Consider the following 10,518-nt stretch of genomic DNA (forward strand, 5'->3'; position numbering starts at 1 on the left):
GACTTCTCGGAATTGGCGTGAAGCTGGAGGCTCGCTCGGCCTCCGACAACGTCTCGAGCGCAGATCGCTCGCTTCAGATGGAGTTCACCTAAAAATATCGGTCGGCCTGAGGGTCAAAAGTTCTAGCCGAAATTGAAAACGAGCTTGTCGTCTTTCACGTCGACTGAGACCTTGCCGCCCTTCTCGAGGCGGCCAAAGAGAATTTCGTCGACCAACGGTTTTTTCATGTGATCGTCGATGGTGCGAGCCATCGGACGAGCGCCAAGAAGCGGATCAAAGCCTTTTTTCAGAAGCCACTTGTCGGCGGCTACTGTCGTCGTAAGCACGACTTTCTTTTTCAAAAGCTGTGCTTTGAACTCGTCGACAAACTTGGCGACGACTTTCAAGACGACTTCCTCAGGAAGTGGTTGGAACTGTACCGTGGCGTCGAGGCGATTTAGGAATTCAGGCGTGAACGCGCGCTTGATCGCTTCGCTCTGCTTATCAGTGCTGGAACCAGCACTCGTCGCACCTATACCGATGGCGCTCTTTTGTGCATCGGCTGCTCCGGCATTTGTTGTGAGAATTACCACCGTGTTGCGGAAGTCCGAAACTTTGCCGTGTGAGTCGGTCAGTGTACCGTTGTCCATCACTTGAAGCAGAATACTCATAAGATCGGGATGAGCCTTTTCGACTTCGTCGAGAAGTACGACGGAGTACGGATTGCGCGATACAGCCTCGGTGAGCAGCCCGCCCTGATCGAAACCGACATAGCCCGGAGGCGCGCCGATCAGCCGCGACACGCTATGGCGCTCCATATATTCCGACATGTCGAAACGGATCAGCTCCACGCCCATGATCATGGAAAGCTGGCGCGCCACTTCGGTCTTGCCCACGCCGGTTGGGCCCGAGAACAGATAGCTGCCGATCGGCTTTTCCGGTTCGCGCAAACCGGCCCGCGCCAGCTTGATCGAAGAGGCCAGCGCCTCGATGGCATTATCCTGGCCATAAACCACGCGCTTGAGATCGGCTTCCAGGTTGCGCAAGGATTCCTTGTCCTCGCGGCTGACCGATTTGGGGGGAATGCGGGCGATCTTGGCCACGATGGCCTCGACCTCCTTCACGCCGATCACCTTGCGACGCTTGTTCTCCGGCTTCATCAACTCGGCAGCGCCCACTTCGTCGATCACATCGATGGCCTTGTCGGGCAGCTTCCGGTCGTTGATGTATTTCGCCGCCAGTTCCACCGCCGCCTTGATGGCATCCTCGGTGTAGCGGACGTGATGATGTTCCTCGTAATAGGTCTTGATGCCCTTCAGGATCTTGATGGCATCGGGGATCGAGGGCTCGTTCACATCGATCTTCTGGAAACGGCGCAGCAGCGCGCGGTCCTTTTCGATATAGGACCGGAATTCCTTATAGGTCGTGGAACCGATGCAACGCAGCGCGCCGGAAGCCAAGGCGGGCTTCAGCAGGTTGGAAGCATCCATGGCACCGCCGGAGGTGGCGCCGGCGCCGATCACGGTGTGCATCTCGTCGATGAACAGGATGGCATTGGGCTGGGCTTCCAGCTCCTGCATCACCTGCTTCAACCGTTCCTCGAAATCGCCGCGATAGCGCGTGCCGGCCAGCAGGCTGCCCATATCCAGCGCGTAGATCACCGCATCCTTCAGGATGTTTGGCACCTCGCCGCGCACCACGCGGCGGGCCAGGCCTTCCGCAATGGCGGTCTTACCCACGCCGGGATCGCCCACATAGAGCGGGTTGTTCTTGGTGCGGCGGCAAAGAATCTGGATGGTGCGTTCGATCTCGGGTTCGCGGCCGATCAGCGCGTCGATCTTGCCGGCCTTGGCCTTGTCGTTGAGATTGACGCAATAGGCGGTGAGCGCCTCTTTATCCTTGTCCTTGGCCTGGCGGCTTTCGCGCTCGGCATTGCGCTGTTCGCGGGCCGGCTGATCCTCGCTCGAGGGCGCATCGGCGCCACGTGCCGGCGGGCGGCGTTCGGCGCGGTTGCTGCTCTTGGCCACGCCATGGCTGATATAGCTGACCGCATCCAGCCGCGTCATGTCCTGCTCCTGCAGGAAATGCACGGCATGGCTTTCGCGCTCGGAGAAGATGGCGACCAGCACATTGGCGCCGGTCACTTCCTCACGACCGGAGGATTGCACATGGAACAGCGCGCGCTGCACGGCACGCTGAAAGCTGAGCGTGGGCTTGGCATCCTGCGCCACGCCGCCGACCACCAGGCCGCGCAGGTCTTCGTCGATGAAGCTGCCGAGCCGCAGCCTGAGCTTTTCCAGATCGACATTGCAGGCCCGCATCACCGCAATGGCATCCTGATCCTCGGTGAGCGCGAAGAGCAGATGCTCGAGGGTGGCGAATTCATGCTTCTTGGTGGCAGCCAGTGCCAGGGCCCGATGCAGTGTCTGTTCCAGCGCGCGCGAGAAACTTGCCATACGGTCCTGTCTCCTGGGTCAATCACGTTCCATGGTGCATTGCAGGGGGTGCTGATTCTGACGAGCGAAATCCACCACCTGGGTCACCTTGGTTTCCGCCACCTCGAAGGTGAACACGCCGCAGACACCAACGCCTTTCTGGTGAACATGCAACATGATCTGGGTGGCTTCCTCACGCGGCTTGTTGAAAAAACGCTCGAGTATGTGAACGACGAACTCCATGGGAGTGTAGTCGTCATTCAGCAGCAAGACCTTGTACATGGGCGGCTTCTCGGTCTTGGGCTTGGTCTTAGTGACCACCCCGACCTCGGTGCGTCCGCCGCCCGTGTGTCCATCCCGCTCACTCATGCCTGCCTACTCATCGTTCCCAGGATATGGCGCTCTGGTTAAAAAATACCAGCACCGGAGCATTAAAAAAAGAGGCCCGGTCTCACGACCGGGCCTCTCGTTACGGATTGGAAACGTGGCCGGATCAGGCAGCCAGCGGCTTCACAAGCTTTTCAACGGTGGCCTGCACCTGCGCATTGATCGGCGCAAAGGAATCCTGCGCCAGCTTGGTGGCGGCCTCGCTGAACTTGCTGAACTGGGCCGTATAGGCCTCGAAAGCCGACTTGGTGAAGCCATTCTGCAGTTCCACAACTTCCTGCAGCGTCTTGGCGGCAATGATCGCCTTGGCGGCGGCAATGTTGCCTTCATACTGGCTCTTGGCGAAGGCCAGCAGATCGGCATTGAGGTTTTCCACACCCTTGCTGGCCACGGTGCCGGCGGCAACGAAGGCCTCGACGCCATCCTTGCTCAGCTTGGCGGCATCGCCATAGCTCTTGGCAACAGCTTCCAGGCGCTGCTTGGTGGCGGCGAAAGCCTTCTCGGTGGCTTCGGTGGACGCCTTCACGGCCTTTTCGATCTGCTCCTTGGTGGCGAAGATCACGCTCTCCAGCGGCGCGGTGCTGGGCAGAGCTTCGGCAATGGTTTCGGCTTTCGGGGCGGTCTTACGCTTGGCGGTCATGATGCGGTTCCTTTATCTGGTCATGTGACGCGGCATCGCCGACAGGGCGACGGGGGTCTGGGAGGCGCCCCGGCTGCCTGTGGGTGGCAAACACGGACCGGGACGACAAAAAATGCTGCGCTGCAACATGAACTTTATATAGGAATGCCCGCTAAAGCGTCAATAGGAAAATATTGCATCGCAATACGTGTTGTTGCAATGCAGCATGGCGCTGATTTCAATGGCATTTTGCCTAAATTCTTAGCGCACGCCCGTAATCGAGCCCGTTATCGCCGACCCGGAACCGGTGCGGTTGGGGCCGCATGCTGTCCTGAGTCTGGCCCGGCCAGGAACCATAGGGCAATAGCGCCACCGCACGCGGTGGGTTGGGCTCCACGCCGGTTGCATCGAACGGCGCCAGCAGGGCCAGGAACGGCAAAGCGGCAAAACCCGGCTGTTCGTTGTTCCAGGCATGGAAATGAAACGCCCCATTGATGCAGGCGCTGGCGGTCCAATAGAAATCGTCGCCACGCAGGAACATGCCCTTGGGCGCCGGCTTGCTGAAGCCCGCCTGCTCCAGCCCAGCCTTGATGCCGGCGAATTCCGCTGCTGTCAGCTTGCGCAGACTGGCCGCGCCGCGCCAGGGGCCGATGGGATCGTTCAGCTTGATGGTGACCAGATTGGCCGGCGCCATGGCACGGGCTTCCAGCATCATCGCGCCTTTATCCTGGCCGGCCTCGTCCAACGGGGTGAAATCGTAGGAACGGCGCTGCTCATCGTAAATCGCGTTGTAGACCATGCGGTAGCGATCGGGCGAACCAGGCGCGCAACTGCGGGCGATATCGTCGCCGCCCACATAATATTCCCAGGAGAAATGCCGGGCGACCGGATCGTCGGTCGGGCCCTGGGAGGCACAGCCGCTTAAACCCGCCACCAGTGCGGCGGCAGAAATCAGCAGCATTTTCGGGGCTGAAAAGGCTTTGTTAAGAGCAGGCATGGCAGAATCCATAAGTTGTGGCCCTGACTCGGACAACCACCATCGGTGAATCCAAGTGGAATCAATCCGTTATGGGAGTTTTCCACTGGACACGGCGAATCGGCATCCATACACTCGGAGCCAGCGAATCGGGCTGTTTGCCCGGCAGTTCCAGTCAAGCAGCTTAAGTATGGGGGAGCAATGAGGCATTCCGACGCGGTGAAAGGCTGGACTCCGTCCCGCCTTGTAACGATTTGTTTCACCCTGCTGCTCAGCATAGCCGTGCTTGCCCCCGCAGCGCCTGCCCAGGCGGCCCCCTATTCCGCCATCGTGGTGGATGCCGAAAGCGGCCGCGTGCTGCATGCCCAGAATGCCGACGACCCGCGTTTCCCCGCCTCGCTCACCAAGATGATGACGATCCACATGGCCTTCGATGCCATCAAGGCCGGCCGGCTGCGCCTGGATCAGCAACTCACCGTTTCCAGCTATGCCGCAGGCCAGGCGCCTTCGGTGATCGGCCTGCGTCCCGGCCAGAAAATCACCGTGCGCGAATTGATCCTTTCCGGTGTCACCAAATCGGCCAACGATGCCATGGTGGTGCTGGCGGAAGGCATGGGCGGCACCACGCCGAAATTCGCCGAGATGATGACCACCCGCGCCCGTGCGCTGGGCATGAGCCGTACCACCTTCCGCAATCCGAACGGCCTGCCCGATCCCCATCAAAAGACCACGGCGCGCGACATGGCCACGCTGGCGCAATCGCTGCTGACCACACACCGCGACTATTACCATTATTTCTCCACGCCGGAATTCGAGTGGAATGACAAGGTTTTTGCCAATCACAATCGTCTGCTGCAGCGCTATCAGGGCGTGGACGGCATCAAAACCGGCTTCATCCGCGCTTCCGGTTTCAACCTGGTCGCCTCGGCCAAGCGCGATGGCCGCCGTGTGATCGGCGTGGTGTTCGGTGGCACCAGCGCGCCGGCACGCGATGCCCGCATGGTACAGCTGCTGGACATGGCCTTCGACACCCCGGTGCGCCGCGGCAACGAGCCGATGATGGCCAGCACCGCGTCAGATGGCGGCGGCTTCGGCCTGATCTCGTCGGCCCAGGCTGCCGAAGTCAGCCCGCGCGCAATGAGCAAGAAAGAGCGCCAGGCCGCCCGCAAGGCCGATGCCAAGGCCAAGCTGGACAAAGCCAGCCTCAACACCAAACCCGCCAGCACTGCCGCCAAGAGCGGCGGCAAAAGCAGCTGGGCCGTGCAGCTTGGCGCCTTCCGCCAGCCCAGCGCCGCCGAAGCCGTGCTGGCCAAGGCACAGCCCCGCGTACCAGCCGGCGAACCCAGCGTGGAGAAGCTGCGCAGCGACGATGGCCCCCTCTTCCGCGCCCGCCTGGTGGGGCTGAGCGAAACCGACGCCCGCAGCGCCTGCGACAGCCTGAAACGCCGCAATCTGGCTTGCACGGTGGTATCGCCCACAGCAGGATAAATCGGGCGGATAAATCAGGCGGATAAATCGGGCGCTTAAATTTGGCGGGTCGAGCGTACCGCCGTCACACATCATCATGTTTATCCCGCGAACGCGGCCTCCGGCACAGCCAGGGGCCGCGTTCGTGCTTTCAGGGCCATGCGGTCGGCAGTATGATCCAGCGATTATCATGAACCATAAAAACGCGCCGCCATGATTCAATCCGACCGCAAGCGCCGCCTGCTCGGCCTTGTCGCCCGTTTCATTGCTATCGGCATTGTGGCGGGGGCGATTTATGGCACCACCATCACGATGATCCTGGTCGGCTGGTCGCCCGAAGCGATGGCCGGCGGCCTCTTGCGCGGCATCGTCACCGGCGGGCTGGTCTCCGGCCTGATCAGCAGCTTCGAGCTGTTCTACGCGAATGCCTCCGTGGGCCAGTCTTTTCGCAAACTGCCATTCCGCTGGGTGCTGACCTGGCGGGTGCTGTTATACGCCTTCGTGATCGTGACCTGCGACAAGCTGGGCGACTGGCTGGTGCGGATCGACAATGCCGCCCCGGTGGCCTTCAACATCGCCACGCTGGTCACCCTGGCGGTGGCTCTGGTCTTCTCGTTTCTGGTCAACTTGATGTTCTGGATCGCCCAGACCCTGGGCCCCGGCGTGCTGCCGAGCTTTCTCGGCGGCCGCTATCATCAACCGCGCTTTGAAACCCGGCTGTTCCTGTTCATCGATATGCGCGGCTCCAGCGGGATTGCGGAAAAGATCGGCGATCTCGACTTTCACCGCTTGCTAAATCTGTTCATGACCGATATGGGCGATGTAGTGCATCGTTATGGCGGCCGGGTGCATAAATATGTGGGCGATGAGATCATCGCCACCTGGATTGCGCCGCAGCAGAATGAAAACAAGACCGGGAAGACCGTAAGGCAAGACAATTGGGCCCAAGGGGCTCTGCAAGCGGTGTTTGCCGCGCAGGACAGGCTGACCAATCAGGCGGCCCTGTATCGGCGGCAATTCGGCCTGGTGCCGGAATTCCGCGCCGTGTTGCATGCCGGCCCGGTGGTGGTGGGAGAGATGGGAGAGATCAAGCGCGAAATCGCCCTGCTGGGCGACACGATCAACACCACGGCAAAGCTGGAGCAGCTTGCCAAGGCCCTGCCCTACGACATCGTGCTGAGCGAGGCGGCGCTGGAGGTGATCGGCGATACCGGCGGCTGCGATATCCTGCCGCTCGGTCCGCAGGCCATTCCTGGCAAGCGCCAGGATATCGTGGCCTATGCCATTCGTAGCCGCACCTGAGAACACGGCCTGAAATAAAGAGCTGTCTCATGTCTGATTCCAATAATACCGCACAAAAAAGCGTGCTGTTCATCGCCCTGAGGGTGTTGCTGCCTTTCGCCGCCGGCTATTTCCTGTCGTATCTGTTCCGCTCGGTGAATGCCGTAATCGCGCCCAACCTGCAAAGCGATCTGGGCATCGGCGCCGGCGACCTCGGCTCGCTCACTGCTGCCTATTTCGTATTCTTCGCTCTGGCGCAGTTTCCGCTCGGCGTCTTGCTGGATCGCTATGGCCCACGCCGGGTGCAGGCCTGTTTCCTGCTGTTTGCCGTGCTGGGTTCGGTGATCTTCGCGCTGGGGCAGAGTCTGTACATGCTGGCATTCGGCCGTGCGATGATCGGGCTTGGCGTAGCCGGCGGATTGATGAGTGCGATGAAGGCCATCACGCTATGGCTGCCGCAGGAGCGCTGGCCGCTGGCCAACGGCATCTTCATGACCGCTGGCGGATTGGGCGCCCTGGCGGCAACCCTGCCGGTGGAAATGCTGTTGCATTGGCTGGCCTGGCCCGCGCTGTTCTGGCTGCTGGCGCTGTGCAGCCTGCTGGCCTCGGCGACGATCTTTTTCGTGGTGCCCGACAAGCCAGGCAGCCTGGCGCAGACCGAAGGGCTGTTTGCGCAGATTCGCGGCTATACCGTTTACCTGACCGACCGCCGGATTTGGCGCATCACGCCGATATCCATGATCGGCATGGCCACCGGCATTGCCATCCAGGGCCTGTGGACCGGGCCTTATCTGCGCGATGTGGGCGGGCTGAACCGCCAGGAAGCCGCCGAACTGCAATTCTTGCTGGCACTGGCGCTCACCTTCGGTTTCACGCTCACCGGCATCGTGGCCGACCGGCTGGCGCGCATCGGCATCACGCTGAAAAGCATGCTGTGCATGTCGATCACCGGCTATGCCATGGTGATGCTGGTGATGGCCGGCGGCTGGGCCGCCACCAATCCGCTGCTATGGATCGCCTTCGGGCTGTTTTCCAACACAACGGTGCTGGCCTATCCGATCCTGGGCGCGCAATTCCCCATCCAGGCCATCGGCCGGGTGAATACCATGCTGAATGGTGTGGTGTTCGGCTTCGCTTTCGTGGCCCAGGCCGGCCTGGGCTGGATCATCGATCTGTGGCCGCGCGGGCCGCAGGGCCAATATCCCGCCGAGGCCTATAGCTGGGCTTTCGGGATTCCGGTGGTGCTGATGATACTGGGGGTGATCTGGTATCTTCAGGAACCGGCATCGAATGCGCCGGCCGGCGGCTCGAAACCGCAGGATTGAAGATAGCGCGTCAGATCCGCGATCAGGCTTTCCAGGCCATTGGCGCTGTCGGCTTCGGCGCGGGCCACCACGATGGGCTGGGTGTTAGACGCCCGCAGCAGCCACCAGCCCTCGGGCCGCTTCACCCGCACGCCATCGATATCGATGAACGGCACGCCATCGCGCGCCACGCGGTCGCGCATCTCCTGCACCAGCGTGAACTTGCGCGCCTCGCCGCATTCCAGCCGGATTTCCGGCGTGTTGTGCAAGCGCGGCAGGCTGGCCCGCAGCGCAGCGGCGCCGCCCTTGGTGGCCGAGGCAATGTTGAGGAAGCGCAGCGCCACATACAGCGCATCGTCATATCCGTAATAGCCATCGGCAACGAAGATATGCGCACTCATCTCGCCGGCCAGCGGGCTGCTCTCCTCCAGCATCTTGCTCTTGATCGGCGCATGGCCGGTCTTCCACATGATCGGGCGGCCGCCATGGCGGGCCACGTCGTCGAACAGCGCCTGGCTGGATTTCACATCGGCGATGATCGGCGCGCCGGGATGCCGCGTCAGCACATCGCGCGCCAGCAGGGTGAGTATCTGATCGCCCCAGAGAATATCGCCATGGGCATCCACGATACCGATGCGGTCGCCATCGCCATCGAAAGCCAGGCCGATCTCGGCGCCCTGCTGGCGCACCAGGGCGCGCAGTTGCGCAAGGTTGGCCGGAATGGTGGGATCGGGATGATGATTGGGGAAACGGCCATCGATCTCGCCATTGATCACCCAATGCCGGCCCGGCAGTCGCGCCGCCAGAGCCTGCGCCACTTCGCCTGCCGCGCCATTACCCGGATCCCAGGCCACCAGCGGCGCCTGACCGAAATTCACATCCTGCAGCATGCGGTCGAGATAGGCATCGAAGACCGGCACATCCTGCCGATTGCCGCGCGGCCCGCCGGCATAGCTGCCGGACGCGGCAATCATACCAAGCTGCTGGATGCCGGCGCCGAAAAAGCTCTTGCGCCCCAGCATGAATTTGAAGCCGTTATGATCCGGTGGATTATGCGAGCCGGTGACCATGATGCCGCCATCGGCAGAAAGCGCGAAGACCGAATAATACAGCATCGGCGAAGGCCCGCGCCCGACCAGCAGCACATCGGCCCCGGCCGCTTGCAAACCATCGCACAAGGCATCGGCGAGATCCGGCGAGGTAAGCCGGCCATCATAGCCAACCGCAACCCGGCGCCCGCCGCCCGCCCGCAGGATCGTTGCATAAGCCGCACCGATGGCGCGCGCATCATCGACAGTGAGCGTCTCGCCCACCACGCCACGGATATCGTATTCACGCAGGATCGAAGGATCGAAGCGATGCGGCAGCAGGGCCATGATCAGGCCTTGGGCGCAACCGGTGGGCGGCCGACAGAGTGATACGTGAAACCGGCCGCCGCCATTTCATGCGGCTTGTAGATGTTGCGCAGGTCCACCAGCAACGGCTTGCGCAACAGGCTTTTCAACCGCACCAGGTCGAGCGCGCGGAACTGGTTCCACTCGGTGATGATCACCGCCGCATCGGCGCCATTGCAGGTATCGTAAGCATCCTTGCACTCGACCATCCCGCCGAGCAGCTTGCGTGCTTCATGCAGGCCTTCGGGATCATAAACCCGGATGGTGGCACCGGCCTGCTGGAGCGCGGGCACGATCACCAGGCTGGGGCTATCACGCATGTCGTCGGTTTCGGGCTTGAAGGTGAGGCCCAGCACCGCGATGGTCTTGCCTTTGGCATTGCCATCCAGGGCCGCGAGAATCTTGTCGGCCATGCGGCGCTTGCGCACCTCGTTGATATCAACCACGGTTTCAACGATGCGCAACGGCGCGCCATGCTTGCGGCCGGTGGCCACCAGCGCCTGGGTATCCTTCGGGAAACAGGAACCGCCATAGCCCGGGCCGGCATGCAGGAACTTGCCGCCGATGCGGCCATCCAGGCCGATGCCCTTGGCCACATCCTGCACATTCACATTGGTGCGCTCGCAGAGATCGGCAATCTCATTGATGAAAGTGATCTTGGTGGCCAGGAAGGCAT

Annotated in this window: 9 protein-coding genes; 3 read left to right on the top strand and 6 right to left on the bottom strand. The window is 61.8% G+C overall.

All coding sequences use genetic code 11. The features are described 5' to 3' along the window. Window positions 1–122 precede the first annotated feature (122 nt). The 4 genes from clpA to KF827_RS19065 all read right to left on the bottom strand — a co-directional run bounded on the left by clpA (window position 123) and on the right by KF827_RS19065 (window position 4,417). Window positions 123–2,435 (bottom strand): ATP-dependent Clp protease ATP-binding subunit ClpA, encoded by a 2,313-nt coding sequence (gene clpA, locus KF827_RS19050; RefSeq protein WP_291009054.1) that lies wholly within the window; start codon window positions 2,433–2,435, stop codon window positions 123–125. Between the two features lie 18 nt (window positions 2,436–2,453). Next, window positions 2,454–2,783, bottom strand: coding sequence for an ATP-dependent Clp protease adapter ClpS (gene clpS, locus KF827_RS19055; RefSeq protein WP_290985876.1), 330 nt, complete (start codon window positions 2,781–2,783; stop codon window positions 2,454–2,456). A 124-nt stretch (window positions 2,784–2,907) separates the two neighbouring features. Beyond that, window positions 2,908–3,441, bottom strand: a complete 534-nt coding sequence (locus KF827_RS19060) for a phasin family protein (RefSeq protein ID WP_290985873.1) — start codon at window positions 3,439–3,441, stop codon at window positions 2,908–2,910. A gap of 232 nt (window positions 3,442–3,673) precedes the next feature. Beyond that, entirely contained in the window at window positions 3,674–4,417 is a 744-nt protein-coding gene (locus tag KF827_RS19065; RefSeq protein WP_291009057.1) for a hypothetical protein, read from the bottom strand. 180 nt (window positions 4,418–4,597) lie between these two features. Between KF827_RS19065 and KF827_RS19070 the strand changes: the two genes are divergently transcribed. The 3 genes from KF827_RS19070 to KF827_RS19080 all read left to right on the top strand — a co-directional run bounded on the left by KF827_RS19070 (window position 4,598) and on the right by KF827_RS19080 (window position 8,469). After that, on the top strand, window positions 4,598–5,884 hold the full coding sequence (locus KF827_RS19070; RefSeq protein ID WP_291009060.1) for a D-alanyl-D-alanine carboxypeptidase: 1,287 nt from the start codon (window positions 4,598–4,600) through the stop codon (window positions 5,882–5,884). Between the two features lie 192 nt (window positions 5,885–6,076). Further along, entirely contained in the window at window positions 6,077–7,165 is a 1,089-nt protein-coding gene (locus KF827_RS19075) for an adenylate/guanylate cyclase domain-containing protein (protein WP_291009062.1), read from the top strand. Between the two features lie 29 nt (window positions 7,166–7,194). Beyond that, complete coding sequence (locus KF827_RS19080; RefSeq protein WP_291009064.1) at window positions 7,195–8,469, top strand: nitrate/nitrite transporter; 1,275 nt, start codon at window positions 7,195–7,197, stop codon at window positions 8,467–8,469. Here the strand turns inward: KF827_RS19080 and pgmG are convergent. Then, the gene (gene pgmG / locus KF827_RS19085; RefSeq protein ID WP_291009066.1) at window positions 8,418–9,824 is read right to left on the bottom strand and encodes a phosphoglucomutase/phosphomannomutase PgmG; all 1,407 of its coding nucleotides are present in this window, start codon (window positions 9,822–9,824) and stop codon (window positions 8,418–8,420) included. The genes KF827_RS19080 and pgmG overlap by 52 nt on opposite strands. Window positions 9,825–9,826: 2 nt before the next feature. Further along, on the bottom strand, window positions 9,827–10,518 hold a 692-nt coding region (locus KF827_RS19090; RefSeq protein WP_291009068.1), incomplete at its 5' end, for a nucleotide sugar dehydrogenase.

The sequence above is a fragment of the Ferrovibrio sp. genome, from assembly GCF_019636075.1.
Classification (GTDB): domain Bacteria; phylum Pseudomonadota; class Alphaproteobacteria; order Ferrovibrionales; family Ferrovibrionaceae; genus Ferrovibrio.

Excerpts from the sequence above, each read along its gene's own strand:
- clpA (WP_291009054.1), bottom strand. The coding sequence starts at position 2,435 with ATGGCAAGTTTCTCGCGCGCGCTGGAACAGACACTGCATCGGGCCCTG.
- clpS (WP_290985876.1), bottom strand. The coding sequence starts at position 2,783 with ATGAGTGAGCGGGATGGACACACGGGCGGCGGACGCACCGAGGTCGGG.
- KF827_RS19060 (WP_290985873.1), bottom strand. The coding sequence starts at position 3,441 with ATGACCGCCAAGCGTAAGACCGCCCCGAAAGCCGAAACCATTGCCGAA.
- KF827_RS19065 (WP_291009057.1), bottom strand. The coding sequence starts at position 4,417 with ATGCCTGCTCTTAACAAAGCCTTTTCAGCCCCGAAAATGCTGCTGATT.
- KF827_RS19070 (WP_291009060.1), top strand. The coding sequence starts at position 4,598 with ATGAGGCATTCCGACGCGGTGAAAGGCTGGACTCCGTCCCGCCTTGTA.
- KF827_RS19075 (WP_291009062.1), top strand. The coding sequence starts at position 6,077 with ATGATTCAATCCGACCGCAAGCGCCGCCTGCTCGGCCTTGTCGCCCGT.
- KF827_RS19080 (WP_291009064.1), top strand. The coding sequence starts at position 7,195 with ATGTCTGATTCCAATAATACCGCACAAAAAAGCGTGCTGTTCATCGCC.
- pgmG (WP_291009066.1), bottom strand. The coding sequence starts at position 9,824 with ATGGCCCTGCTGCCGCATCGCTTCGATCCTTCGATCCTGCGTGAATAC.